Origin of the sequence: Cupriavidus sp. YR651, from assembly GCF_900101625.1 — a bacterium.
Classification (GTDB): Bacteria; Pseudomonadota; Gammaproteobacteria; order Burkholderiales; family Burkholderiaceae; genus Cupriavidus.
In genome coordinates this window covers 340,561-366,101 of sequence record NZ_FMYZ01000005.1, presented here as the reverse complement: position 1 = coordinate 366,101, position 25,541 = coordinate 340,561, and the positions used below count along the sequence as shown (strand labels likewise).

General features: G+C 65.9%; 21 protein-coding genes. 18 read left to right on the top strand and 3 right to left on the bottom strand.

All coding sequences use genetic code 11. From position 1 onward, the window contains the following. Positions 1-85: 85 nt before the first annotated feature. The 5 genes from BLR29_RS16705 (at position 86) to BLR29_RS16685 (ending at position 5,848) form a co-directional block, all read left to right on the top strand. Positions 86-952, top strand: a complete 867-nt coding sequence (locus BLR29_RS16705) for a branched-chain amino acid ABC transporter permease (RefSeq protein ID WP_092138120.1) — start codon at positions 86-88, stop codon at positions 950-952. Positions 953-979: 27 nt separating this feature from the next. Then, positions 980-2,068 carry a branched-chain amino acid ABC transporter permease gene (locus tag BLR29_RS16700; protein WP_092138269.1) on the top strand — a complete coding sequence of 363 codons (1,089 nt, stop codon included), beginning with the start codon at positions 980-982 and terminating at the stop codon, positions 2,066-2,068. 5 nt (positions 2,069-2,073) lie between these two features. Continuing rightward, a complete protein-coding gene (locus tag BLR29_RS16695) occupies positions 2,074-2,841 on the top strand; it encodes an ABC transporter ATP-binding protein (protein ID WP_092138268.1) in 768 nt (255 codons plus the stop codon). Continuing rightward, positions 2,838-3,560: an ABC transporter ATP-binding protein gene (locus BLR29_RS16690; RefSeq protein WP_092138119.1), complete on the top strand. Its 723-nt coding sequence runs from the start codon at positions 2,838-2,840 to the stop codon at positions 3,558-3,560. Before BLR29_RS16695 ends, BLR29_RS16690 begins: the two co-directional genes overlap by 4 nt. A 389-nt stretch (positions 3,561-3,949) precedes the next feature. Beyond that, entirely contained in the window at positions 3,950-5,848 is a 1,899-nt protein-coding gene (locus BLR29_RS16685) for a potassium transporter Kup (protein ID WP_092138118.1), read from the top strand. A 104-nt stretch (positions 5,849-5,952) separates the two neighbouring features. Here the strand turns inward: BLR29_RS16685 and BLR29_RS16680 are convergent, their stop codons facing one another. Continuing rightward, on the bottom strand, positions 5,953-8,316 hold the full coding sequence (locus tag BLR29_RS16680) for a Tex family protein (RefSeq protein ID WP_092138117.1): 2,364 nt from the start codon (positions 8,314-8,316) through the stop codon (positions 5,953-5,955). Positions 8,317-8,481: 165 nt separating this feature from the next. Between BLR29_RS16680 and BLR29_RS16675 the strand changes: the two genes are divergently transcribed. The 3 genes from BLR29_RS16675 (at position 8,482) to BLR29_RS16665 (ending at position 12,039) form a co-directional block, all read left to right on the top strand. After that, a complete protein-coding gene (locus BLR29_RS16675; protein ID WP_092138116.1) occupies positions 8,482-9,276 on the top strand; it encodes a hypothetical protein in 795 nt (264 codons plus the stop codon). Between the two features lie 51 nt (positions 9,277-9,327). Continuing rightward, positions 9,328-9,531: a YdcH family protein gene (locus BLR29_RS16670; protein WP_092138115.1), complete on the top strand. Its 204-nt coding sequence runs from the start codon at positions 9,328-9,330 to the stop codon at positions 9,529-9,531. 219 nt (positions 9,532-9,750) lie between these two features. After that, positions 9,751-12,039: an ATP-dependent DNA helicase gene (locus BLR29_RS16665; RefSeq protein WP_092138114.1), complete on the top strand. Its 2,289-nt coding sequence runs from the start codon at positions 9,751-9,753 to the stop codon at positions 12,037-12,039. 149 nt (positions 12,040-12,188) lie between these two features. Here the strand turns inward: BLR29_RS16665 and BLR29_RS16660 are convergent, their stop codons facing one another. Next, complete coding sequence (locus BLR29_RS16660) at positions 12,189-13,019, bottom strand: outer membrane protein assembly factor BamD (RefSeq protein ID WP_092138113.1); 831 nt, start codon at positions 13,017-13,019, stop codon at positions 12,189-12,191. 15 nt (positions 13,020-13,034) lie between these two features. Here BLR29_RS16660 and BLR29_RS16655 point away from each other — a divergent pair, with 15 nt between their 5' ends. Together BLR29_RS16655 and pgeF are read left to right on the top strand one after the other, a co-directional pair. Then, on the top strand, positions 13,035-14,261 hold the full coding sequence (locus tag BLR29_RS16655) for an RluA family pseudouridine synthase (protein WP_092138112.1): 1,227 nt from the start codon (positions 13,035-13,037) through the stop codon (positions 14,259-14,261). Further along, positions 14,245-15,045: a peptidoglycan editing factor PgeF gene (gene pgeF, locus BLR29_RS16650; RefSeq protein WP_092138267.1), complete on the top strand. Its 801-nt coding sequence runs from the start codon at positions 14,245-14,247 to the stop codon at positions 15,043-15,045. The genes BLR29_RS16655 and pgeF overlap by 17 nt, the downstream gene beginning before the upstream one ends. A gap of 43 nt (positions 15,046-15,088) precedes the next feature. On the opposite strand, the gene BLR29_RS16645 is transcribed toward pgeF, so the two are convergent. Then, positions 15,089-15,334, bottom strand: a complete 246-nt coding sequence (locus BLR29_RS16645; RefSeq protein WP_092138111.1) for a hypothetical protein — start codon at positions 15,332-15,334, stop codon at positions 15,089-15,091. 332 nt (positions 15,335-15,666) lie between these two features. Between BLR29_RS16645 and phaC the strand changes: the two genes are divergently transcribed. The 8 genes from phaC to BLR29_RS16605 all read left to right on the top strand — a co-directional run bounded on the left by phaC (position 15,667) and on the right by BLR29_RS16605 (position 25,439). Next, a complete protein-coding gene (gene phaC / locus BLR29_RS16640; RefSeq protein WP_092138110.1) occupies positions 15,667-17,523 on the top strand; it encodes a class I poly(R)-hydroxyalkanoic acid synthase in 1,857 nt (618 codons plus the stop codon). Between the two features lie 91 nt (positions 17,524-17,614). Then, complete coding sequence (locus BLR29_RS16635; RefSeq protein ID WP_092138109.1) at positions 17,615-18,796, top strand: acetyl-CoA C-acetyltransferase; 1,182 nt, start codon at positions 17,615-17,617, stop codon at positions 18,794-18,796. A gap of 105 nt (positions 18,797-18,901) precedes the next feature. After that, positions 18,902-19,642, top strand: coding sequence for a 3-ketoacyl-ACP reductase (locus BLR29_RS16630; RefSeq protein ID WP_092138108.1), 741 nt, complete (start codon positions 18,902-18,904; stop codon positions 19,640-19,642). A gap of 376 nt (positions 19,643-20,018) precedes the next feature. Next, positions 20,019-20,570, top strand: a complete 552-nt coding sequence (gene phaR, locus BLR29_RS16625) for a polyhydroxyalkanoate synthesis repressor PhaR (RefSeq protein ID WP_092138107.1) — start codon at positions 20,019-20,021, stop codon at positions 20,568-20,570. A 333-nt stretch (positions 20,571-20,903) separates the two neighbouring features. Then, positions 20,904-21,884, top strand: a complete 981-nt coding sequence (locus BLR29_RS16620) for a tRNA dihydrouridine synthase (RefSeq protein ID WP_092138106.1) — start codon at positions 20,904-20,906, stop codon at positions 21,882-21,884. 171 nt (positions 21,885-22,055) lie between these two features. Beyond that, positions 22,056-23,438: a 30S ribosomal protein S12 methylthiotransferase RimO gene (rimO, locus tag BLR29_RS16615; protein WP_092138105.1), complete on the top strand. Its 1,383-nt coding sequence runs from the start codon at positions 22,056-22,058 to the stop codon at positions 23,436-23,438. 135 nt (positions 23,439-23,573) lie between these two features. Beyond that, complete coding sequence (bktB, locus tag BLR29_RS16610) at positions 23,574-24,758, top strand: beta-ketothiolase BktB (protein ID WP_092138104.1); 1,185 nt, start codon at positions 23,574-23,576, stop codon at positions 24,756-24,758. A 36-nt stretch (positions 24,759-24,794) separates the two neighbouring features. Further along, entirely contained in the window at positions 24,795-25,439 is a 645-nt protein-coding gene (locus BLR29_RS16605; RefSeq protein WP_092138103.1) for a hypothetical protein, read from the top strand. The last annotated feature ends 102 nt before the right edge of the window (positions 25,440-25,541 follow it).

Sequence of the window (25,541 nt, the reverse complement as noted above, 5' to 3'; positions counted from 1 at the left end):
CGTCCCGCGCGCTCCGACTTGCGCGAGCGCCGGGACATACGCCGACAGACGCCCGCATCGGCATCATCAAGGATTGGCCCGCAGCATGGACATCGTTTCTTTTCTCATCCAGTGCCTGAACAGCGTGCAGTACGGCCTGCTGCTGTTCCTGGTGGCGAGCGGCCTGACGCTGATCTTCGGCATCATGGGCGTGATCAACCTGGCCCACGGCAGCTTCTACATGCTCGGCGCCTACCTGGCGTTTGCGCTCGCCAGCCTGACGGGCAACCTGTTCATCGCCATTCCGCTCGGCATTGTGCTGGCCGTCGCATTCGGCTACGTGCTGGAGTGGTTTTTCTTCAGCTACCTGTATCAGCGCGATCACCTGCAGCAGGTGCTGATGACCTACGGGCTGATTCTGGTGTTCGAGGAACTGCGCAGCATCCTCGTCGGTGACGATGTGCACGGCGTGGCCGTGCCGGCGCTGCTGGACGGCGCGCTGCCGATCGGCAACGACATGACGTATCCGGTCTATCGGCTGTTTATCTCCGCGGTCTGCCTGTTGGTGGCCGGGGCGATGTACTACGTCATCCGCCGTACGCGCCTCGGCATGATGATCCGCGCGGGCGCCACCAATCGGGAGATGGTGCAGTCACTCGGTATCAATGTCACGGTGCTGTACCGCTTCGTGTTCGCGCTGGGCGTGGCGCTGGCCGTGCTGGCCGGGATGATCGCGGCCCCGGTCTCGTCGGTCTATCCGGGCATGGGCGGACAAGTGCTGATCGTCTGCTTCGTGGTGGTGGTGATCGGCGGGATCGGGTCCGTCAAGGGTGCGCTGGTGGCGTCGCTGCTGCTGGGCTTTGTCGATACCTTCGGCAAGGTGTTCTGGCAGGATGCGGCCGGCGTGCTGATCTACCTGCTGATGGCGGTGATCCTGCTGTGGAAACCGCAGGGCCTGTTCCGGGCCGGCTGACCCGGACGAGAGGAAATGACGATGGCCATGCAACCGAATTCTTCCACGCCACCGCTGCAGGACGTCCGCCGGCCAGGCTGGCTGGCCGCGCTGGGCTGGATCCTGGCGCTGGCGGTGCTGTGCGTCGCACCGCTGGTGCTGACCGCCGACAGCAACAAGTTCTATATCGAGCTGCTCAGCAAGGTCATGATCATGGCCATCTTCGCGCTGTCGCTGCAACTGCTGATCGGCTACACCGGGCTGGTGAGCCTGGGACATGCCGCCTACTTTGCCGTGGCGGCCTATGCGACGGCGATGCTCGCGCCCGAGGGCGGGGCGGGCAACGGCTGGCTGCTGCTGCTGGGTGCGCTGGCCGCCGCGGCCGCGCTGGCGCTGGTGGTGGGTGCGCTGGTGCTGCGCACGCGCGGCGTGTACTTCATCATGGTCACGCTGGCCTTTGCGCAGATGGTTTATTTCGTCTTCCACGACACCAAGATCGCGGGCGGCAGCGACGGGACATATATCTACTTCCGGCCCGAATTCCAGGTATTTACCGATCGGCCGCTGACGGTCAACGATCCCGTGCAGTTCTACTGGATGGTGCTGGTGGCGCTGATCCTGACCGTGGTGGCGCTGGCGGTCCTGCTGCGCTCGCGCTTCGGGCATGCGCTGGTCGGCATCCGGCACAACGAGCAGCGCATGCGCGCCGCCGGGTATGCCACCTATCGCTACCAGCTTGGCGCGTTCGTGGCCGGCGGCATGTTCGCGGGGCTGGCGGGCTATCTCTACGCCATCCAGTTCGGGTTCGTGAATCCGGAGATTGCGTCGTGGCACCAGTCGGGCAACGCCATGCTGATGGTGATCCTGGGCGGTGTGGGCAGCCTGGCCGGTGCGGTGCTGGGCGCGTTCTCGTTCGTGCTGCTGGCCGAGTGGTTCAGTACGCTCACCAAGCACTGGCAACTGCTGATGGGCGGCTTCATCATCCTGGCCGTGGCGCTGCTGCCGCGTGGGCTGGTCAGCGTGCCGGCGGTGCTGCGCCATCGATCGCCCCGCCGCAAGGGGAATGGCGCCGGCGCAGGCAAGGATGCCGCGGGAACCAACGCGGAGACCAATGCGCGCAGCCGGGAGGCAACATGACCCAGATGACGACCACCCCGCCCGTGCTGCAGGCGGAGGGCCTGACGCGCCGGTTCGGCGGCCTGACCGCCGTCAACGACGTGACCCTGGCGCTGCAGCTGCACGAGATCCACGCGGTCATCGGCACCAATGGCGCCGGCAAGTCCACGCTGATCAACATGCTGTCGGGCGAACTGCCGCCATCGGCCGGCCGGCTTCATCTGCAGGGGCAGGACGTGACCGGCTGGGCGCAGCCAAAGCTGGCGCGCCACGGCATTGGCCGCAGCTACCAGCGCAACAACATCTTCCTGCCGCTGACCGTGCGCGAGAACTGCCGGCTGGCGGCGCAATCGCGTGCGCAGCGGGCATGGCGGCTGTGGGAGCCGGCGCAGGGTTGCCGCACCAGCCACGCGCTGGCCGATGAAGCGCTGGAACGCGCGGGCCTCGCGGCGCATGCCGGGCGTCTCGCCAGCGAACTCGCGCACGGCCAGAAGCGACAGCTGGAGGTGGCGATGTGCCTGGCCACGCAGCCCGTGGCGTTGCTGCTCGACGAGCCGCTGGCGGGCATGGGCGCCGAGGAATCCGCACGCATGCTCGATCTGCTGCGCGGCTTGCGCGACGGTCACGCGATCCTGGTGGTGGAACACGACATGGAGGCGGTCTTCGCCGTGGCCGACCGGATCACCGTGATGGTCAATGGCACGGTGATCGCGTCGGGCAGCCCCGCCGAGATCCGCGCCAACCAGGAAGTGCAACTGGCCTATCTGGGCGAGGAAGAGGAGACCCACGCATGAGCGCCCACTCGCCCGACATCATCGACGCGATCGGCGTCAACGCGTGGTACGGATCCAGCCACGTCTTGCGCGGCGTGGATTTCCACGTTGGCGCGGGCGAAACCGTCGGCCTGCTGGGCCGCAACGGCATGGGCAAGAGCACGCTGCTGCGGACGCTCCTGGGCCACGTGCGCCAGCGCGAGGGCGATATCCGCGTGGCGGGCCGCGACATGTCGCGCGCGCAGCCGCATGAGGTGGCGCGGCTCGGCGTGGCGTATGTGCCGGAAGGTCGCGGCATCTTCCCGAACCTGTCCGTGCGGGAAAACCTGCTGATGGCCGCCCGGGCCGGCTGCAACGGCCGCAAGGACTGGGACGAGGCCCGCGTGCTCGATCTGTTTCCGCGCCTCAAGGAGCGCCTGTCGCATGGCGGCCAGCAACTGTCCGGCGGGGAGCAGCAGATGCTGTCGATCGGCCGGGCGCTGATGACCAATCCCGAGTGCCTGGTGCTGGACGAGGCCACCGAAGGGCTGGCGCCGAAGATCGTGCGCGAGATCTGGAACGTGATTGCCACGGTACGGGCCACGGGCATCGCGTCAGTGGTGGTGGATCGCAACTATCGCGCGGTGCTGGCCCATGCGGACCGCGTGGTGGTGCTGGAGAAGGGGCAGGTCGTGCTGACCGGCCCCGCGGCCGAACTGGCGGCGGCGCCCGCCGCGCTGGACCGCTACCTGGGCGTTTGAGCGCCGTCTGTTTGATCGCCACCTGAGGGGTGCTACGCCAAGTTGCGGATGCAGCATTTGTCGCGCGCGAGCAACGATCGCTGCGTGGCCCAGCCCACCCCCGCCTCCCGGACAGGGCTTGACCCTGCCATGCTTCCCTTCCATGCTTCATGGGTTCCGGGCCGGGACACCGGCATCTTCCACAGTGGTCGTCTTACCGCACTTCATCTAGAATGCGCCCGTTTGTGCAATGCAATAGAGGCCATAACGCCCCATCGCGGACCGGAGCCGCTTGCGTGAGAGTACCCGTGCTCAGGACGTCACATTTCCTGGGTTGCATACCTGGCATCCTGCCGGGCTAGCCGAAGTCAGGCCGGGGAGGCGCGAGCCGGTCCACCAGACCCAAATCCATGACTCAATCCGCAACCAGTCACTACTTCGTCGAAAGTCCGAGTACGCGTGCGCTCGTCGTCAGCGCGATCGGCGTCGTCTTCGGCGACATCGGCACCAGCCCCCTGTACGCCCTCAAGGAATGCTTCAGCAAGGAGCACGGGATTCCATTCACGCCCGATGCCGCGCTCGGCATCATCTCGCTGCTGTTCTGGGCGATGATCATCGTGGTGTCACTGAAGTACGTGGTGTTCGTGATGCGCGCGGACAACGACGGCGAGGGCGGCGTGCTGGCCCTGATGGCGCTGGTGTTGCGGACGGCCGCGCCGCGCTCGAACAAGGCGCGGTTCCTGATGATGCTCGGCATCTTCGGCGCCTGCATGTTCTACGGGGATGCGGTCATCACGCCGGCGATCTCGGTGCTGTCGGCCGTGGAGGGCCTGGAGATCGCCACGCCGCAATTATCGAACTTCGTGATCCCGATCACGCTGGTGATCCTGATCGCGTTGTTCCTGATCCAGCGCCACGGCACGACCGCGGTAGGCAAGTTCTTCGGCCCCATCATGACGGTGTGGTTCATCACGCTGGGCGCGCTGGGCGTGTTCAACCTGATGCAGGCGCCGGAGATTCTCAAGGCGGTCAACCCGTACTACGGCATCCACTTCCTGATCGAGCATTCGCTGCAGGCCTTCATCGTGCTCGGCGCGGTCTTCCTGGTGCTGACCGGTGCGGAGGCGCTGTACATCGACATGGGCCACTTTGGCGCGCAGCCAATCCGTATCGGCTGGTTCGTGCTGGTCATGCCGTGCCTGATGCTGAACTACTTTGGCCAGGGCGCGCTGTTGCTGACGAATCCGGAAGCGGCGTCGAACCCGTTCTACCTGATGGTGCCGGGCCCGCTGCTGATTCCGATGGTGCTGCTGGCCACGTGCGCCACGGTGATTGCGTCGCAGGCGGTGATTTCCGGCGCATTCTCGCTGACCAGCCAGGCCATCCAGCTGGGCTTTGTGCCGCGCATGCGCATCCGCTACACGTCGGCAGCCGAAATCGGCCAGATCTACCTGCCGGTGATCAACTGGGTCCTGCTGGTGATGGTGGTGGCCGTGGTGATCTCGTTCCGCAAGTCGGAAAACCTGGCTGCCGCGTATGGCATCGCCGTGACCACGACCATGCTGATCACGACCTTCCTGGCCGCGGTGTGCATGCGCAACGTGTGGAAGTGGAATCCGCTGCTGGTGACGCTGCTTGGCGCGGGCTTCCTGCTGGTGGACCTGACGTTCTTCGCGGCCAACCTGCTCAAGGTGGCGGAGGGCGGCTGGTTCCCGCTGCTGATGGGCAGCGTGGCGTTCTTCCTGCTGATGACGTGGTACAGCGGCCGCAAGCTGCTGCGCGCGCGCAGCCTGGAGGACGGGATTCCGCTGGAGCCGTTCATCGCGGGCCTGCTGGCGCACCCGCCGCACCGCGTGGAAGGGACCGCCGTGTTCCTGACCGGCAACACGGAGTCGGTGCCGGTATCGCTGCTGCATAACCTCAAGCACAACCGCGTGCTGCATGAGCGCGTGGTCTTCCTGAGCTTTGTCACGCGCGACATCCCGTTCGTGGACGACGACCACCGCCTGACCTGCAAGGACCTCGGCGGCGGCGTGTTCATCCTGAAATCCGAGTACGGCTTCAAGGAAACCCCGGACGTGCAGCGCGTGCTGGACCTGGCGCACCGCAAGCTGAACATGGACTTCGAGTTGATGGAGACGTCGTTCTTCATCGCGCGCGAATCGGTGATTCCGTCGAAGCTACCCGGCATGTCGATGTGGCGCGAGAGCCTGTTCGCATGGATGCATCAGAACGGCGCCAAGCCCTCCGACTTCTTCTCGATCCCGGCCAACCGGGTGGTGGAACTGGGGACCAAGGTCGAGATCTGAATACCGGCGTTGCTGTCCACCGCGATGCGTGTGGACAGAACGTAAAAACGCCCCGCACGGCGCAAACCGTGCGGGGCGTTTTTACTTTGCAGCGCGGGTCTGGCTCAGCGCTTCAGCTTGGCGAACGCGGCCGCCATTGCGCCTGCCGGTTCCGGATCACGGCTGCGGCCGCCGCCAAAGCCCTTGGCGCCACCGCCATTGCGCTGGCCGCCCCGGTCGTTGCCGCGCTCCGCACCCGGACGCGACGACGTCTGCCCCGGCTCGTCATCCAGCCGCATGGTCAGGCCGATCCGGTTGCGCTTCACGTCCACTTCCATGACCTTGACCTTGACGATCTGGCCGGCCTTGACCACTTCGTGCGCATCCTTGACGAACTTGCTGGACAGCGCCGAGATATGCACCAGGCCGTCCTGGTGCACGCCGATGTCCACGAATGCGCCGAACGCCGCCACATTGGTGACCACGCCTTCCAGCACCATGCCGGGCTGCAGGTGCTTGATGTCCTCCACGCCGTCCTGGAACGTGGCCGTCTTGAACTCGGGGCGCGGATCGCGGCCCGGCTTTTCCAGCTCGGCCAGGATGTCGCGCACCGTCGGCAGGCCGAAGGTCTCATCCGTGAACTGCTGCGGCGACAGGCCGCGCAGCGCGTCGCGGTTACCCATCACGTCGGGCAGGCCGCGCTTGATGTGGTCGAGAATGCGTTGCACCACCGGATAGGCTTCCGGGTGAACCGACGAACGGTCCAGCGGGTTGTCGCCGGTGTTGATGCGCAGGAAGCCGGCAGCCTGCTCGAACGTCTTGTCGCCCAGGCGTGGCACCTTCTTCAGCGCGTCGCGGTTGGCAAACGCGCCATTGGCATCGCGGAATTCAACGATGTTGCGCGCCAGCACCGTGTTCAGGCCGGACACGCGCGCCAGCAGCGGGGCGGAGGCCGTGTTCACATCCACGCCCACGGCATTCACGCAGTCTTCCACCACGGCGTCCAGCGCGCGTGCCAGCTCGCGCTGGTTGACGTCGTGCTGGTACTGGCCCACGCCGATCGATTTCGGGTCGATCTTCACCAGTTCCGCCAGCGGGTCCTGCAGGCGGCGGGCGATGGACACCGCGCCGCGCAGCGACACGTCGAGCTCCGGGAATTCCTTGGCCGCCAGCTCGGAGGCCGAGTACACCGATGCGCCGGCCTCGCTCACCACGATCTTGGTCAGCTTGAGGTCCGGGGCGCGCTTCATGAGGTCCTGCACCAGCTTGTCGGTCTCGCGGCTGGCCGTGCCGTTGCCGATCGAGGCCAGGGCCACGTTGTGCTGCTTTGCCAGGCGTGCCAGCGTGGCCAGCGATCCCTCCCAGTCGCGACGCGGCTCGTGCGGATAGATCGTGGCCGTTTCCAGCAGCTTGCCGGTGTGGTCCACCACCGCCACCTTGCAGCCGGTGCGAATACCCGGGTCGACACCCATCACGGACTTCGGGCCGGCCGGCGCGGCCAGCAGCAGTTCATGCAGGTTGCGGCCGAACACCTTGATGGCTTCGTTCTCGGCGGTCTCGCGCAGTTGCGTCAGCAGCTCCGTCTCGATATGGGGCTGCACCTTCACGCGCCAGCACCAGCGGCACACATCGCCCAGCCATTTGTCGGCCGGGCGGTTCAGGTTCTGGATGCCTACGTGGCGGGCGATCATGCCTTCGCACGGATGCGGCACCATCGCGTCCTGTTCCTCGCCCAGCCCCAGTTTGACCATCAGCACGCCGGCATTGCGGCCACGGAACAGTGCCAGCGCACGGTGCGACGGCACGGTGCGAATCGTCTCGCTGTAGGTGTAGTAGTCGCGGAACTTCTCTTCCTCGGCGTTTTCCTTGCCTTCCATCACGGTGGAGACCACGATGCCGTGATTCCAGAGGTGCTCGCGCAGCTTGCCCAGCAGCTCGGCGGTCTCGCCGAATTGCTCGGAGAGGATGTCGCGCGCGCCGTCCAGCGCGGCCTTGATGTCGGGCACGCCGCCTTCGGCGGTCGGGTTGCCGTTGACGTACTTCGCGGCCTCGGCCTGTGGATCGAGCGTCGGGTCAGCCAGCAGCGCCTGGGCCAGCGGCTCCAGGCCGCATTCGCGGGCGATCTGGGCGCGCGTGCGGCGGCGGGGCTTGTACGGCAGGTAGAGGTCTTCCAGCGTCTGCTTGGTGTCCGCGGCTTCGATCGCCGCGCGCAGTTCGTCGGTCAGCTTGCCCTGTTCCTCGATCGAAGACAGGATCGTCGCGCGGCGTTCTTCCATGTCGCGCAAGTACAGCAGTCGTTCTTCCAGGTTGCGCAGCTGCGTGTCGTCCAGGTTACCGGTGACTTCCTTCCGGTAGCGGGCGATGAACGGCACGGTGGCGCCTTCGTCCAGCAGGTCGACGGCCGCTGCGACCTGGCGGGGTTGCACGGACAGTTCGGCCGCGATGAGCGACACAATCTTTTGCGAGACGGAAGCAGGCAAGTTGGACATCGGGAATCGAGTCAGTCGAAAGCGGGGCATTTTGCCACAAGCGGGCGGGGCTTCCCGTGACGGGCAGGCACCTTTTCCCATGCCTGTTTCCTGGCGCGCCTGCGGACACACATTGCAACGTCCGCGGGTGGGGCCCGCAGGCCCCCCGGGTGATAGAATCCAGCCATGATCGTCAAGCCCCAACCGGCCGCCGTGGCCGCCACATTGCCGGCTGCCCGCGAGCTGGCCACCGTCACCGTTTCCGCCCTGGCGCTGGCTGCCGCACTGCTGGCCGCGCCCGTGTCCCGTGCGCATGCCCAGGCCTCCGCGCCCGCTGTGCCCGCTGCCGCAGCGCCGGCCCCCGTCGCCACGACTGGTGCCCCGCGTGACTTCGCGGCCGAACGCAAGGCCATCGGTGATTCCCGGACATGGACCAACTATCGCTTTGCCACGGCCGAACACGACTGCTACAGCAAATTCCTGGTCAACAGCTGCATCGAGAAGGCCAAGGAAATCCAGCGCGACGAACTGCATGTGCTGCGCACGAAGGAGCTGGAAGTGGGCGACGCGGAGCGCGCCTACAAGGCGGCCGAGCGCGATCGGGAGCAGGCCTTGCGCCGTGCCGAATACGAAGCCGGCCAGCCCGGCCGCACGGCCAACGAACAGGCCAGCAAGGCATCCTACGATCGCAAGCAGCAGGATCAGGCGTTGCGCGACGCCCAGCATGGCGCCGATGCGCCACAGCGTGCCGCGAACGCCCAGGCCTACGACAAGAAGCAGGCGGACTTCGACGCCAAGGTAAAGGAAGCCCAGCAGAAAGGTGCCGCAGACGCCCGCCAGCGCCAGGAGAACACCAAGGCATATCAGCAGAAGCAGGCCGATGCCGCGCAGCGGCAGAAGGACCTGGACGAGCGCCGTGCCAAGGCCGAGGAACAGAAAAAGCAAGGGCAGGGGTCCACCCCGAGCCCGTTCGGGTTCTGAGCACCGGCGATGCGGCTTCGGCCGCCGCCGGGGAGCAGGGGGAGTCGCACCATGGATGAAAACCTCAACACGCTGGCGCGCCAGATCATCGAACTGCAGATCGAGCACCGGGACCTGGATTTCCTGATCGACCGTCTCTCCGAGGACGCCGCCGGCGACGAGCTTCAACTGCGCCGGCTCAAGAAGCGTCGTCTCAAGCTCAAGGACGCCATCACGCTGCTGCAGCTTCAACTGGAGCCCGACGTTCCTGCATGACGTTCCCGCATGACGTTCCTGAGGTGGGCGGCGCCACCTGCAATGCCACGCCGCAGTCCCACCTTGCATTGCTACCTCGTGATACGAAATTCGAGGCGTTGTCAGAATGAACGAAGCGGTACCGCCCCGGCGCGTGGCCGCGGGCGGTCAAACCATGGGGTGAGCCCGCCCCGGTCGCCGGAACCATCCTGACAGCGCCCCCAAGCAGAAAACCGCACCTTGCCTGAATCGATCGACGACACGCTTCCCGACTCCACAGAAGCGCCAGACATATCCGGCGACGCCGCTTCCATTGGCGACGCGATCGCCGCAACGTCGGCCAGTCAGGCCGCCCTGCAATCCGCCCAGCTGGGCACCGTCTTTGCCGATACGGGGACGCTTGCCACCGCGATCCCGGGCTACCGGCCGCGCGCGTCGCAGCGAAAGATGGCCGAAGCGGTCGCGGGTGCCATTGCCCAGAACGACACGGTCATCGTGGAAGCGGGGACGGGCACGGGCAAGACCTTTGCCTATCTGGTGCCCGCGATGCTCTGGGGCGGCAAGGTCATCCTGTCCACGGGAACCAAGAACCTGCAGGACCAACTGTTCCTGCGCGACATCCCCACGGTGCGGCATGCGCTGAACGTGCCGATTTCGGTGTCGTTGCTCAAGGGGCGCGCCAACTACGTCTGTCACTACCATCTGGAGCGCGCCCAGGCCAACGGGCGCCTGGCTTCGAAGCAGGATGCGGCCTGGCTGCGCGATATCGCGCGATTTGCCAAGACTTCCGCATCCGGCGACAAGGCCGAGCTGGCTGCCGTGCCCGAGAACGCCCCGGTCTGGCAGATGGTGACCTCCACGCGCGACAACTGTCTTGGCAGCGAGTGCCCGAACTACAAGGAATGCTTTGTGATGAAGGCGCGCAAGGAGGCCCAGCAGGCGGACCTCGTCGTGGTCAATCATCACCTGTTCTTTGCCGACGTGGTGCTGCGCGATACCGGCATGGCCGAGCTGCTGCCGGCTGCCAACACGGTGATCTTCGACGAAGCCCACCAGCTGCCCGAGACCGCCACGCTGTTCTTTGGCGAGACGCTGTCCACGAGCCAGTTGCTTGAAATTGCACGCGACACGGTGGCGGAGGGCCTGTCCCACGCGCGTGATGCCGTGGACTGGGTGGCGCTGGGCGCGCCGCTGGAGCGCGCCGCGCGTGACCTGCGACTGGCCTTCAGCAAGGACAACGCCCGGCTGGCGATCGGCCAGATCGAGGCCGATCCGCGTACGCGCGAGCCGTTCTTCGAGACACTGGATGCGCTGGATTCGGCGCTGTCCGATTTTGTTGAGGCGCTGGAGACCCAGGCGGAACGCGCCGAGTCGCTCGAGCAGTGCCACCGTCGCGCCGTGGAGCTGGCGCAGCGTCTGGCCGCATGGCGCGATGACCGGGGCGGCACGGCGCCGGCGCCTGCCATCGGCGGCGACGGCGAAGCGAGTGCGGACGGTGCGCAGGGTGGTGCGCCAGGTGCTGCAAGCGGGGAAGGCACGAAGGCGGGCGACGCTACGGCCAAGGCGCCCGCGGCACCGGCGCAGTTCGGCCCCGATACCGTGCGCTGGGTGGAAGTCTTCTCCCACACGGTGCAGTTGCATCGCACCCCGCTGTCGATCGCGCCGATCTTCACGCGCCAGCGCGAGGGCCAGCCGCGCGCGTGGGTCTTCACCTCGGCAACGCTGTCGGTGAAGGGCAATTTCACGCACTACGCGGCGCAACTGGGCCTGGACAAGGACCGTTCGCTGACGCTGCCCAGCCCATTCGACTACGCGCAGCAGGGCCTGCTCTATGTGCCGCGCGACATGCCGGCGCCGCAGTCGCCCCAGTTTACCGAGGCGGTGGTGGAGAAGACGCTGCCGTTGATTGAAGCGGCCGGCGGCCGGACGTTCCTGCTCTGCACGACGCTGCGCGCCGTGCAGAAGGCATCGGACATGCTCTATGACCTGTTTGCCGAACGCGGGCTGGATCTGCCGCTGCTGGTGCAGGGTCAGGCCAGCCGCACCGAATTGCTCGACCGTTTCCGCCAGCTGGGGAATGCCGTGCTGGTGGGTAGCCAGAGTTTCTGGGAAGGCGTGGATGTGCGGGGCGAGGCGCTGTCGCTGGTGATTATCGACAAGCTCCCGTTCGCGCCGCCAGACGATCCGGTGCTGGCCGCGCGCATGGAGGTGCTGCAGAAGAAGGGCCTGAGTCCGTTTGCCGTGCATCAGCTGCCGCACGCAGTCATCACGCTGAAGCAGGGCGCAGGGCGGCTGATCCGTTCCGAGTCCGACCGTGGCGTGCTGGCGATCTGCGATACGCGGCTGGTGGAAAAGCCTTATGGCCGTCAGATCTGGCAGAGCCTGCCGCCGTTCACGCGCACGCGGGAGGCTGATACCGTGATCCGCTTCCTGGAAGGCCTGCGCAATCCGGTGGAGAAGGCGGAAGGCGCCGGGCAGGCGGAACTCGCCGGCAACGCGGAGGGGGAAGGGGAGGTGGAGGCCGGTTAGTCCCGGTCGACGCGGGCTCGCGGCTCACGGCCGACGGCCCGTTGCGCCGGTTTCCTGGCACCAAAACAAAAAGCCCGACGGTCACCGTCGGGCTTTTTGCGGGCTGTGGCTGCCGACGGGGAGTCAGCGGCAGCGTGCCGCTGCGTGCCTCAGAACACTTCCCACCAGGCCTTGTCCTTGCGGCGCTCGCCGTACTTGATGAAGTCACTGTTCGGGTAGTTGCGCTCCATCACGCGGGCGGCATCGTCGCGGAGGTCCTTCATGCCAAGCGAATCGTACGAGCGCACCATGATGTACAGCGCTTCCTCGTTGGCCGGCGCGCCGTCGTAGTCCTTCAGGGCTTGCTGCGCGCGGTTCACGGCGGCCAGGTAGGCGCCACGGCGATAGTAGTAGCGAGCCGCATGGACTTCGTGCAGTGCCAGCGAGTTGATGATGTACTGCATGCGCAGCGTGGCGTCAGGCGTGTACTTGCTGTCCGGGTAGCGGGTGATCAGCGTCTGGAACGCATCGTAGGCGGCACGTGCCGCCTTCGGGTCGCGTTCGCTCAGATCCTGCCCGGAGAAGCGGCCGAGCCAGCCCAGGTTGTCGTTGAAGTTGATCAGGCCCTTGAGGTAGTAGGCGTAATCGATGTTCGGATGGCTCGGGTGCAGCTGGATGAAGCGATCGACGGCGGCCAGGGCGGCGGCGGTTTCGCCATCCTTGTAGCTGGCGTACGCGGTATCGATCTGGGCTTGCTGGGCATAACGGCCAAACGGGTACCGCCCTTCCAGCTTTTCATAGAGCTTGACGGCGCGGGTGTAGTCGCCGCCATCCAGGGCATCCTTGGCTTCCGAATATAATTTGTTCGCCGACCAGCCGGCTGTTTCGTCGGGCTGGTCTGCAAGCAGGCCGCATGCAGACAGCATGACGCAGCCGCCTGCGAGCAAAATCGCTCCAAATCTCGCGCGCCAGTCAGCGCGTTTCATGCTCTGCAATTGCATGGCAACCTGTTCCGGATGAAAAATAGCGTCAAGCATTATAGCCGAAGCCCCAAGGCCGAAAACGGTCTGGCACGCCACACGCAGGCAACCGGTGAATCCGCCGTCGATGCCGAAGATCTCGATGACTTCGGCGATGAGACGGCGGCCGCACCGGCTACCTCCGATCTGGTCCCGTTGTACCTGGAAGTCGACAGCGCCGCGCATGGCGAACGCCTCGACAAATTGCTTGCACGCCACTTCAGCGAATTCTCGCGCAGCCGCATCCAGCAATGGATCGAGGACGGCGCGGTACGCGTGGATGGCGAGCCAAGCCGTGCCAAGGCAGCGGTGCTGATGGGCCAGAAAATCGAAATCCAACCCCAGGCCGCACCCGAGTCGCAGGCCTTTACTGCCGAGGATGTGCCGCTCGACGTGGTGTTTGAAGACGAAACGATGCTCGTCATCAACAAGCCAGCCGGGCTGGTGGTCCATCCGGCTGCGGGCAACTGGAGCGGCACGGTGCTCAACGGCCTGCTGTACCGCGACCCCGCGGCGGCGCGCCTGCCGCGCGCAGGCATCGTGCACCGGCTCGACAAGGAAACGTCCGGCCTGATGGTCGTGTCGCGCACGCTGACCGCGCAGACCGACCTGGTCCGCCAGTTGTCGGCGCGCACGGTCAAGCGGACGTACCTCGCGCTGGTGTGGGGGGAAACGCCCGACGAAGGCACCATCGACGCGCCCATCGGCCGCGATCCGCGCGAGCGCACGCGCATGGCCATCGTCCATACCAACAGCGGCAAGCCGTCGCGCACGCATTTCCAGACGCTCGGTACCGTGCCGCTGGGCCGCGGCAAGGTGTCGATGGTGATGTGCCAGCTGGAGACCGGCCGCACGCACCAGATCCGCGTGCATTTCGAGTCGATTGGCCACCCGTTGGTGGGGGATCCGGTCTATCACAAGGCAACCCAGCGCGGCCAGCGTCCGGCTATCCGCGTGACGCTGCCCGTGCCGTTCACGCGCCAGGCGCTGCATGCGTACAAGCTGGGGCTGGTGCATCCGGTGACTGGCCGCAAGGTGTCGTGGGAGGCCGATCCTCCCGAGGATATGCAGGCCCTGATCGACGCGCTGGACTTCGAAGGCCACGCGGACGAGGAGGGCGACGAGGACGACTACGGCTACGACGAAGGCGATTATGACGATGGCGACGCTGACGATGATGACGAGCCAAGCGACGGGGAAGAAGGTGATGGCGACAAACGCTGACGCATCCTGGATCGTCCCGGACTGGCCCGCGCCGGCGCGCGTGCGCGCGCTATCGACGACCCGTGATGGCGGTGTCAGCACCGGACCGTACGGGCTGGCCGATGGCAGCGTGGGTGGGCTCAACCTGGGCACGCACGTCGGCGACGATCCTGCGGCCGTTGCCGCCAATCGCGCCCGGCTGGCGGCGCGGTTGCCGGCCATGCCGCGCTGGCTGGAGCAGGTGCACGGCTGCGCCGTTGCCACGGCCGACGACGTCAATGCCGACCGCGAAGCGCCGCCCCGCGCGGATGCGAGCGTCGCCATCACGCCCGGCCACGTCTGCGCGATCATGACGGCCGATTGCCTGCCGGTCCTGTTGTGCGATGCGGCGGGTACCGTCGTGGGTGCCGCGCATGCGGGATGGCGGGGGCTGTGCGATGGGGTCATCGAGGCCACGCTGGCGCGCATGAGCGCGCAATCCGGCCCGAATCCGGTGTGGCTGGCGTGGCTGGGTCCGGCAATCGGTCCCTCGGCCTTCGAGGTGGGTGCTGAGGTGCGCGAGGCCTTCCTGCAGAAGGCGCGCGACAACGAACGGCAGGCCGTCGAGTCGGCGTTCCGGCCCGGTGCGCCCGGCAAGTACTGGGCGGATATCTACGCACTGGCGCGCACGCGACTGGCCCGCGCAGGTTGCACTCAGGTCTTTGGCGGCGACGCCTGCACGGTCACCGACGCCGACCGCTTCTACTCGTATCGCCGCGACCGCACCACGGGCCGCATGGCCTCGCTGGTCTGGCTGGATCACTGATCCGGCCCTGCGGCGCGCACATCAGGTTCGGATCAAACTCGACTCAAACCGCGCCGCCGTCCTTCTCCCCGGTGGGCTTGCTGGCCGCTGCATCACGCGCGGCGGCCAGTTCCGCTTCCTCTTTCGCCTTGCGCCGCTGACGGCGGCCGGGCGTGCCCATGATGTACAGCACGATCGATACCGGCGCGAGACCATAGAACAGGAACGTGGCCAAGCCTGCCACGACATTGGTCTCGGTGATGGCCATCATCATGGCGACGTAGAGCCAGCCAATTGCCACGATATACATCAGGCTTTCATCTCTTTCGTGTACAGGGGTGGGGTTGCCCGGTAACCCGCGCCAGGCTTACCGTCCGGTAGGTCGGGCGTCGAATCGAGGACAACTGTTCGCCGTGCGGAATTCCGCATTGACAGCGTCTCCATTGCAAGGCAACAATGCCTTCAAATGTATCGGAACCGCGGAGGTTCTCCAGGGTTTCGCCGGCAAGCATAGCGTATGACGGAAGGCGCCCAGAGGCGCCCAGGCAGTCGCAGTCAGACGCAACCCGGATCAGGGGCGGGTCGGGAGACAGTTACCCCGAGCCCGTCTTCATATCACGACGGCAGAGAGACGAATACATCATGGCGACCGGCAAAGGTGCGGCAGCTTCCACTCAGGAAGGCAAGTCCCAACCGTTTCAGTTTGTGCCGGGGCCATTTGATCCAGCCGCATGGCTGGAGTGGTCCCGTCAGTGGGCACCCGAGACCAACGGCAACTTGCCGCCCGGTTTTCCCGCAGGCATGGCCGGCGGGTTTCCCGGCAGCGACGCGATTGCCAAGGCGTTCCAGGGCGCCCTCCAGGGCAGCGCGGCCGCCGGGCTCAAGATCGACCCCGCATCGCTCGCACAGATCCAGCAACGCTATTTCAAGGATTTCTCCGAGCTCTGGCGCGAGATGGGCGAAGGTGTCGGCATCGATGGCAAGCCAAAGGACAATGCCGACGCGGCTAGCCACCGGCTGTCCGACCGACGCTTTGCCAGCCCGGCCTGGCGCAACAATGCGCCATATCGCTACGCCGCGGCGTTCTATCTGCTGACAGCGCGCGCGATGACCGAACTGGCCGATGCCGTCGACGCCGACTCCAAGACGCGCCAGCGCATCCGCTTTGCGGTATCGCAATGGGTCGACGCGATGTCCCCCGCTAACTTCCTGGCCACCAATCCGGACGCGCAGCAGCGCCTGATCGAATCGGGCGGCGAATCGCTGCGCAACGGCGTGCGCAACATGCTGGAAGACCTGAGCCGCGGCAAGATCTCGCAGACCGATGACACCGCCTTCGAAGTGGGCCGCAATGTGGCCGTCACCGAGGGCGCGGTGGTCTACGAGAACGAATACTTCCAGCTGCTCCAGTTCAAGCCGCTGACCGACAAGGTCTATGCGCGCCCGCTGCTGCTGGTGCCGCCGTGCATCAACAAGTACTACATCCTCGATCTGCAGCCGGAAAGCTCGCTCGTGCGGCACGCGGTGGAGCAGGGCCATACGGTGTTCCTGGTGTCGTGGCGCAATCCCGATGCCTCGATGGCCGAGCGCACCTGGGACGACTACCTCGAACACGCGGCCATCCGCGCGATCGAGGTGGTGTGCGACATCAGCGGGCAGGACAAGATCAACGTACTGGGCTTCTGCGTCGGCGGCACGATCATCGCCACCGCGCTGGCGGTGCTGGCCGCGCGTGGCGAGCATCCTGCAGCCAGCCTGACCCTGCTGACCACGCTGCTGGATTTCAGCGACACCGGCATCCTGGACGTCTTTGTCGACGAGGCGCACGTGAAATTGCGTGAGGCCACGCTTGGCGGCGCGGCCGGTGCGCCGTGCGGCCTGCTGCGTGGCGTGGAACTGGCGAACACGTTCTCGTTCCTGCGTCCGAACGACCTGGTCTGGAACTACGTCGTCGACAACTACCTGAAAGGCAACACGCCGGTGCCGTTCGACCTGCTGTTCTGGAACGGGGACGCCACCAACCTGCCGGGCCCCTGGTACTGCTGGTACCTGCGCCACACCTACCTGCAGGACGAGCTCAAGGTGCCGGGCAAGCTGACGGTATGCAACGCCCCGGTGGACCTCGGCGCGATCGATGTGCCGACGTACATCTACGGTTCGCGCGAAGACCATATCGTGCCGTGGGCGGCTGCATATGCCTCCACCGCGCTGCTGAAGAACAAGTTGCGCTTCGTGCTGGGCGCGTCGGGCCACATCGCCGGTGTGATCAATCCCCCGGCGAAGAAGAAACGCAGCCATTGGATCAACGACGCACTGCCGGCTACCGCGCAAGAATGGATGGCCGACGCCAAGGAACAGCCCGGCAGCTGGTGGCCGGACTGGATGGCGTGGCTGGGCAAACAGGCCGGCCAGAAGCGCGCCGCGCCGGCCGACTACGGCAATCCGCACTACCGGGCCATCGAGCCCGCGCCAGGGCGCTACGTCAAGCATCGCGCCTGACACCCCCTGACAACCCCGTGTGGGCCGGCGGCACCGCCGACGGCCCGGTTTTCGCACCAATCTGCATATCGCTTTCTCGAAAGGACCTCAAATGACTGACATTGTCATCGTTTCCGCAGCCCGTACCGCAGTAGGCAAGTTTGGCGGTTCCCTGGCGAAGATCCCGGCACCGGAACTGGGTGCGCTCGTGATCAAGGCGGCGCTGGAGCGCGCCGGCGTGAAGCCGGACCAGGTGAGCGAAGTCATCATGGGCCAGGTGCTGACCGCCGGTTCGGGCCAGAACCCGGCCCGCCAGGCATCGCGCAAGGCAGGGCTGCCCGATATGGTCCCGGCCATGACGATCAACAAGGTGTGTGGCTCGGGCCTGAAGGCCGTGATGCTGGCCGCCAACGCCATCGTGGCGGGCGAGGCCGAAATCGTGGTCGCCGGCGGCATGGAGAACATGAGCGCCGCACCGCACGTGCTGCCGGGCTCGCGCGATGGCTTCCGCATGGGCGACACCAAGCTCGTCGACACGATGATCGTGGACGGCCTGTGGGACGTCTACAACCAGTACCACATGGGCATCACCGCCGAGAACGTGGCCAAGGAATACGGCATCACGCGCGAGGCGCAGGATGAATTCGCCGTGGCCTCGCAGAACAAGGCCGAAGCCGCCCAGAAGGCCGGCAAGTTCGACGAGGAAATCGTCCCGGTGCTGATTCCGCAGCGCAAGGGCGACCCGGTGGCCTTCAAGACCGACGAGTTCGTGCGCCACGGCGCCACGCTGGACAGCCTGGCTGGCCTGAAGCCCGCCTTCGACAAGGCCGGTTCGGTGACGGCCGCCAACGCATCGGGCCTCAACGACGGCGCCGCCGCGGTGGTGGTGATGTCCGCGGCCAAGGCAAAGGAACTGGGCCTGAAGCCGCTGGCTACCATCAAGGCCTACGCCAACGCAGGCGTGGACCCGGCCGTGATGGGCATGGGCCCGGTGCCGGCATCCAAGCGCTGTCTGTCGCGCGCGGGCTGGGGCGTGAAGGACCTGGACCTGATGGAAATCAACGAGGCGTTTGCCGCGCAGGCGCTGGCCGTGCACAAGGAAATGGGCTGGGATCAGTCCAAGATTAACGTGAACGGCGGCGCGATCGCCATTGGCCACCCGATCGGCGCCTCCGGCGCCCGGATCCTGGTCACGCTGCTGCATGAAATGAAGCGCCGCGATGCCAAGAAGGGCCTGGCCTCGCTGTGTATTGGCGGCGGCATGGGCGTGGCGCTGGCCGTGGAACGCAATTAAGTGCACTGAGGGGTGTGCTGGCGCACGCACGCGATCGTGCGCCGGCGTCTATAACGAAGATCGTCGCATCGACAACATCGATAAGCGAGCCAACAAGGAGTGGATATGACTCAGCGCATTGCATATGTGACCGGCGGCATGGGCGGCATCGGGACCGCGATCTGCCAGCGACTGGCCCGTGACGGCTACAAGGTGGTGGCGGGCTGCGGCCCGAATTCGCCGCGCCGCGAGAAGTGGCTCGAGCAGCAACGTGCCCTCGGTTTCGAGTTCGTGGCGTCCGAAGGCAACGTGGCGGACTGGGATTCGACCAAGACGGCCTTCGACAAGGTCAAGGCCGAAGTAGGCGAGGTCGACGTCCTGATCAACAACGCCGGCATCACGCGCGACGTGGTGTTCCGCAAGATGACGCGTGCCGACTGGGACGCCGTGATCGACACCAACCTGACCTCCTTGTTCAACGTGACCAAGCAGGTCATCGACGGCATGGCGGACCGCGGTTTTGGGCGGATCGTCAACATCTCGTCGGTGAACGGGCAGAAGGGCCAGTTCGGCCAGACCAACTACTCCACGGCCAAGGCCGGCCTGCATGGATTCACGATGGCGCTGGCACAGGAAGTGGCCACCAAGGGCGTGACCGTGAACACGGTGTCGCCGGGCTACATCGCCACGGACATGGTCAAGGCCATCCGCCAGGACGTGCTGGACAAGATCGTCGGCACCATCCCGGTCAAGCGCCTGGGCCTGCCGGAGGAAATTGCGTCGATCTGTGCCTGGCTGGCGTCGGATGAATCCGGCTTCTCCACCGGGGCCGACTTCTCGCTGAACGGCGGCCTGCACATGGGCTGACGTGGTTCGCGCCGCACCGCTTGGTGCGGCGCAGCCAGCGCGGTGCACAAGGGCTGCGCCGCGCTCTGCAACCCCACGCAATGCGGGTCGCCTGCCAGTCGGGACGGCCCGCATTGGCTTTCTTGCTGCGGGTTTTCCTTAAGCGTGGCGACTTTCCATAGTGCTTTCTTGAGCATAGAATCAGGGCAGCGGCGCAACCGGCACCAAAGTAGAGCGGAGCGCGGTCCTGTCGGGTCGATCGGTCCTGTCTGGTGATATTCCCGGTTGTGTCAGGCGCGGAAAACCGCGCTGTTTGCGCACTGCACCGCATGCGGTGCAGCAGCGGGTAACGGCCATGCCGGCCCGGCATCAGCGACGACAAAAGGATAGAGCACCGATGGCCACGACCAAAAAAGGCGCAGAGCGACTGATCAAGAAGTATCCCAATCGCCGGCTCTACGACACGCAAACCAGCACGTACATCACCCTCGCGGATGTCAAGCAGCTGGTCATGGATACCGAAGACTTCAAGGTCGTCGACGCCAAATCCGGCGATGAGCTCACGCGCAGCATCCTGCTGCAGATCATCCTGGAAGAGGAGACCGGCGGCGTGCCGATGTTCTCCAGCGCCATGCTTTCCCAGATCATCCGTTTCTATGGCCATGCCATGCAGGGCATGATGGGGACGTACCTGGAAAAGAACATCCAGGCGTTCATCGACATCCAGAGCAAGCTGGCCGAGAACTCCAAGGGCCTGTATTCGGGCGAACCCTTCAGCCCCGACATGTGGTCGCAGTTCATGAACATGCAGGGTCCGATGATGCAGGGCATGATGAGCAACTACATCGAGCAGAGCAAGAACCTGTTCGTGCAGATGCAGGAGCAGATGCAGAACCAGGCGAAGAACATGTTCGGCACGTTCCCGTTCAACCAGCCGGACAAGAAGTAAGCCCGCCACCCCGCCGGCGGTGCGCCGCCGGTGTCATCGCCACCCCCCCGAATTTCCAGTGCTACCGGGCCCGCTCACGCGGGTCCGGAGTGCTGCTGTCGGCTGCACGGCGAGGGCCGGAGCCGGGCGAAGCCGGCATGAGGGCGATCGGTTAGAATCGCGCCAATTCGGGTGATGTGCGCCAATATCGAGGTGCCTCCCCATTCTCAAACGTGGCGGCTCATATTGCGGACTCGCCTGTACAGCGCGATTCCCAATGTCCTCCCACATCCCATCTTTTCACCAGGCGCTTGCCATCGAGGCCGGGCCCGATGCTTCGGCGAAGGCTTTCGCATGAGCCGGCTGTTTCTTGCCCCGATGGAAGGGCTTGCGGACTACGTGTTGCGCGACGTGCTGACCGGCACGGGCGGCTACGACGGTTGCGTATCCGAGTTCGTCAGGGTGACGGGATCGCTGCTCCCCGCGCGCGTCTACGAGCGCGATACCCCCGAGATCCTCGACGGAGGCTATACGCGCAGCGGCACGCCGATGGTGATCCAGTTGCTCGGCAGCGATCCCGAATGGCTCGGGCGGAATGCGGCGTACGCAGCAACCTTGTCGCCGCATGGCATCGACCTGAACTTCGGTTGCCCTGCAAAAGTCGTCAACCGGCACGGCGGCGGCGCGATGCTGCTGGCGACGCCTGAGCTGCTGAACCGGATCGTTGCCTCGGTGCGCGCGGCGGTGCCTGCCAGCATCGCCGTCACGGCGAAAATGCGGCTTGGCGTATCCGATACCTCGCTGGCCGTCGACTGCGCCACGGCGCTGGAGGAAGGCGGCGCGGCCTCCATCGTCGTGCATGCCCGGACACGGGATCACGGCTACCGGCCGCCAGCGCACTGGGAGTGGATCGCGCGGATCGATGCCGCCGTGGACGTGCCCGTCATTGCCAATGGCGATGTCTGGACGGTCGCGGACTGGGAGCGATGCCGTGCTGTCAGCGGCTGTGCCGATGTGATGATCGGGCGGGGTGCGGTGTCCGATCCTTTCCTGGCCCTTCGGATACGCGGGCAGATGGACGCCACGCCGTCCGACGAGGATTGGCCGCTCGTGCTCCGCCAGATCACCGATTACCTGAAGAAACTGCAGGCCCGCATCGCCTCCTGCCATGAGCACGGGCGCGTCAAATTGTGGCTTAGCTATCTCAAACGGACGTGGCCGCAGGCCGCCGAGTTGCACACGGCCATCCGGCGCATGCAGGATTCGAGCGAGATTTACGCCCTGATCGAACGTACGCTGCAGGGCTACCCGCGGGCATCTTCCGCCCTGGATTGACGCCGCCTCGCCGCGGTTTGTCGCGGCGTGTGTGGCTGATGTATGACCGACGTTTGGCCGATGTGTGGGGTTAGGCGCCGGGAATCCCCGGCGAACGGTTAAAATGGTCGATTCGCCTTGATCGCCTGACGGCCATGTCCCGCCAGGCCAGCCCCACATTCGGATAGCCCTGTGAAAAACCCTTCAGAATCAACGATCCAAAAAGACCATAGTCCGCGTGTGGGATTTGTGTCGCTCGGCTGCCCGAAGGCGCTGGTCGACTCCGAGCAGATCATTACGCAGCTGCGCGCCGAGGGCTATGCCATCAGTGGCACTTATGACGGCGCCGACCTGGTCGTGGTGAACACCTGCGGCTTCATCGACGAGGCCGTGCAGGAAAGCCTGGACGCGATTGGCGAGGCGCTGACCGAAAACGGCAAGGTGATCGTGACCGGCTGCCTGGGCGCGAAGAAGGACGCCGCGGGGCATGACATCGTGTCGTCGGTGCACCCCAAGGTGCTGGCCGTGACCGGCCCGCACGCGCTGGGCGAAGTCATGCACGCCGTGCACACCCACCTGCCCAAGCCGCACGACCCGTTCACGGACCTCGTGCCGCCCGCCGGCATCAAGCTCACGCCCAAGCACTACGCCTACCTGAAGATCTCGGAAGGCTGCAACCACCGCTGCTCGTTCTGCATCATCCCGTCGATGCGCGGCGACCTGGTGTCGCGCCCGGTGGCGGAAGTCATGCTGGAGGCCGAGAACCTGTTCAAGTCCGGCGTCAAGGAATTGCTGGTGATCTCGCAGGACACCAGCGCCTATGGCGTGGACGTGAAGTACCGCACCGGTTTCTGGAACGGCCGTCCGCTGAAGACGCGCATGACCGAGCTGGTGGCCGCGCTGGGCGAACTGGCCAGCCAGTACGGCGCCTGGGTGCGCCTGCACTACGTGTACCCGTACCCGCACGTCGACGAGATCATTCCGCTGATGAACCAGGGCAACGTGCTGCCGTATCTGGACGTGCCGCTGCAGCACGCGCATCCGGATGTACTCAAGCGCATGAAGCGCCCAGCCAACGCCGAGAAGACCCTGGATCGCATCCGCGCCTGGCGCGAGGTTTGTCCCGACCTGACCATCCGCAGCACGTTCATCGCTGGCTTCCCGGGCGAGACCGAGGAAGAGTTCCAGACCCTGCTGGATTTCATCGCCGAAGCCGAACTGGACCGCGTGGGCTGCTTTGCCTATTCGCCGGTCGAAGGCGCCACGGCCAATGACCTGCCCGGCGCGCTGCCCGACGAGGTTCGCGAGGAACGCCGCGCCCGCTTCATGGAAGTGGCGGAGGCGGTTTCCGCCCGCCGGCTGGAGCGCAAGGTCGGCCAGACGCTGCGCGTTCTGGTGGACGAGGTCAATCAGGAAGGCGGCATCGGCCGGTCGTCCGCGGACGCCCCCGAGATCGATGGGCTGGTCTATATTGACCCGGCCGCCAAGCCGTCGCAGCGCTACAAGACCGGCGATTTCGTCAACGTCAGGATCACCGGCGCCGACGGTCACGACCTCTGGGGTGAAATCGTCTGACGGCTGACGAAGTGGCTGACGAAGTGGCAGGCGAGTTGCCTGCCTGTCGAGACAATTAGGTAAAAGTACGGTCGTTCGTTTATGGGGCGCCCGGACTATACTGTGCGCCGCAACATGAATTCATGGAGACCAGACATGACGCGTGAAGTGGTGGTTGTCAGCGGTGTGCGCACCGCAATCGGCACCTTTGGCGGCAGCCTGAAGGACCTCGCCCCGACCGAGCTGGGCGCAATGGTGGTACGCGAGGCGCTGGCCCGCGCCAATGTGTCCGGCGACGACGTCGGCCACGTGGTGTTCGGCAACGTCATCCAGACCGAACCCAAGGACATGTACCTGGGCCGCGTGGCGGCCGTGAACGGCGGCGTGACGATCAACGCCCCGGCGCTGACCGTGAACCGCCTGTGCGGCTCCGGCCTGCAGGCCATCGTGAGCGCCGCGCAGACCATCCTGCTGGGCGATACCGATGTGGCGATCGGCGGCGGCGCGGAAAGCATGAGCCGCGCCCCGTACCTGGCGCCGATGGCGCGCTGGGGTGCCCGCATGGGCGACGCCAAGCTCGTCGACATGATGCTCGGCGCGCTGCACGACCCCTTCCACGCGATCCACATGGGCGTGACCGCCGAGAACGTCGCCAAGGAATACGACATCTCGCGCACGCAGCAGGACGAGGCCGCGCTGGAATCGCACCGCCGTGCGTCGGCGGCGATCAAGGCGGGCTACTTCAAGGACCAGATCGTCCCCGTCACGCTGAAGTCGCGCAAGGGCGATGTGGTGTTCGATACCGACGAGCACGTGCGCCATGACGCGACGATCGACGACATGACCAAGCTCAAGCCGGTCTTCGTCAAGGAAAACGGTACCGTGACCGCGGGCAATGCGTCTGGCCTGAACGACGCCGCCGCCGCCGTGGTGCTGATGGAGCGTGCCGAGGCGGAGCGTCGTGGCCTGAAGCCGCTGGCGCGCCTGGTGTCCTACGGTCATGCCGGCGTGGATCCGAAGACGATGGGCATCGGCCCGGTGCCGGCGACGAAGATCGCGCTGGAACGCGCCGGCCTGTCGGTCAAGGACCTCGATGTCATCGAGGCCAACGAGGCGTTCGCCGCCCAGGCGTGCGCGGTGACCAAGGCGCTGGGTCTCGATCCGGCCAAGGTCAACCCGAACGGCTCCGGCATTTCGCTCGGCCACCCGATCGGTGCGACGGGGGCGCTCATCACCGTCAAGGCACTGCACGAGCTCCAGCGCGTGCAAGGTCGCTATGCGCTGGTGACGATGTGCATCGGTGGCGGCCAGGGCATTGCCGCGATTTTCGAGCGCGTTTAAAGTCACACGACGACGCACCACTCCCGAGGTTCCGCCTTGCCCCGACCGATCCCGTTTCTGTTCCGACTGACCGTTGCCGCGACGCTTGCGCTGATCGTTCCGATTGCCGCGCAGGCGGCCGGCGGCACGGCGCTGTCATCCGGCCCGGTGGCGGGCAGCACGGCGGGTGGGCAGGGCGGCGCGCTCGGTATCAATGAGGCGATCCGTGATGGCGAGGCCCGGCGTGGTGCCGCGCTTTCCACGGGGCCGATCGGTCCGCTGGCTCCGCGGGCGGAGTACGCCAGGTTGCCGGTCTACGTCGGCAACGTCGGCGACAAGTCCGTGCGGCTGCGCATCGGGCCCAAGTCCGACACGCGAGACAGCCTGCAAGGCGAATACACGACCGGCGATGCCAAGGGCGTACGCCTGCTTTCCGGAGAGTGGGAAAACGGCGCATTCCTGATGGAGGAGTCGGACGACGGCACGCGCGTGTCCGGCAACTGGGAAGGCCAGATCGACCAGAACGGCGCGGTGCGCGGGACGTGGACCGACGCGTTCAACCCGGCGATCGTGCTGCCATTCTTCATCCGCCCGTTCGGCGGCTACCTCGTGATTCCGCCGTTCGACATGCGGCCCAATAGCGGCGTTACCTACGCGCCGCCGCCGCCCAAATCGTCGATCTCGGTCGGCAACCCGCGCTAGTTTCCGTCGCTGCCGACATCATCGCGGCAATCGCCATCAAGGCGGCGACTCTCCGGGTCGCAATGGTGCCGCAATGGCGCCGCAATGAATGTGGCGCAGTGG

What these genes read in the sequence shown, in the direction of transcription:
- phaR (WP_092138107.1), top strand. Translation starts at nt 20,019, where the DNA reads ATGGCCACGACCAAAAAAGGCGCAGAGCGACTGATCAAGAAGTATCCC.
- pgeF (WP_092138267.1), top strand. Translation starts at nt 14,245, where the DNA reads ATGGCGACAAACGCTGACGCATCCTGGATCGTCCCGGACTGGCCCGCG.
- BLR29_RS16630 (WP_092138108.1), top strand. Translation starts at nt 18,902, where the DNA reads ATGACTCAGCGCATTGCATATGTGACCGGCGGCATGGGCGGCATCGGG.
- phaC (WP_092138110.1), top strand. Translation starts at nt 15,667, where the DNA reads ATGGCGACCGGCAAAGGTGCGGCAGCTTCCACTCAGGAAGGCAAGTCC.
- BLR29_RS16690 (WP_092138119.1), top strand. Translation starts at nt 2,838, where the DNA reads ATGAGCGCCCACTCGCCCGACATCATCGACGCGATCGGCGTCAACGCG.
- BLR29_RS16620 (WP_092138106.1), top strand. Translation starts at nt 20,904, where the DNA reads ATGAGCCGGCTGTTTCTTGCCCCGATGGAAGGGCTTGCGGACTACGTG.
- BLR29_RS16660 (WP_092138113.1), bottom strand. Translation starts at nt 13,019, where the DNA reads ATGCAATTGCAGAGCATGAAACGCGCTGACTGGCGCGCGAGATTTGGA.
- BLR29_RS16695 (WP_092138268.1), top strand. Translation starts at nt 2,074, where the DNA reads ATGACGACCACCCCGCCCGTGCTGCAGGCGGAGGGCCTGACGCGCCGG.
- BLR29_RS16700 (WP_092138269.1), top strand. Translation starts at nt 980, where the DNA reads ATGCAACCGAATTCTTCCACGCCACCGCTGCAGGACGTCCGCCGGCCA.
- BLR29_RS16680 (WP_092138117.1), bottom strand. Translation starts at nt 8,316, where the DNA reads ATGTCCAACTTGCCTGCTTCCGTCTCGCAAAAGATTGTGTCGCTCATC.
- bktB (WP_092138104.1), top strand. Translation starts at nt 23,574, where the DNA reads ATGACGCGTGAAGTGGTGGTTGTCAGCGGTGTGCGCACCGCAATCGGC.
- BLR29_RS16705 (WP_092138120.1), top strand. Translation starts at nt 86, where the DNA reads ATGGACATCGTTTCTTTTCTCATCCAGTGCCTGAACAGCGTGCAGTAC.
- BLR29_RS16670 (WP_092138115.1), top strand. Translation starts at nt 9,328, where the DNA reads ATGGATGAAAACCTCAACACGCTGGCGCGCCAGATCATCGAACTGCAG.
- BLR29_RS16645 (WP_092138111.1), bottom strand. Translation starts at nt 15,334, where the DNA reads ATGTATATCGTGGCAATTGGCTGGCTCTACGTCGCCATGATGATGGCC.
- BLR29_RS16685 (WP_092138118.1), top strand. Translation starts at nt 3,950, where the DNA reads ATGACTCAATCCGCAACCAGTCACTACTTCGTCGAAAGTCCGAGTACG.
- BLR29_RS16655 (WP_092138112.1), top strand. Translation starts at nt 13,035, where the DNA reads ATGAAAAATAGCGTCAAGCATTATAGCCGAAGCCCCAAGGCCGAAAAC.
- BLR29_RS16675 (WP_092138116.1), top strand. Translation starts at nt 8,482, where the DNA reads ATGATCGTCAAGCCCCAACCGGCCGCCGTGGCCGCCACATTGCCGGCT.
- BLR29_RS16635 (WP_092138109.1), top strand. Translation starts at nt 17,615, where the DNA reads ATGACTGACATTGTCATCGTTTCCGCAGCCCGTACCGCAGTAGGCAAG.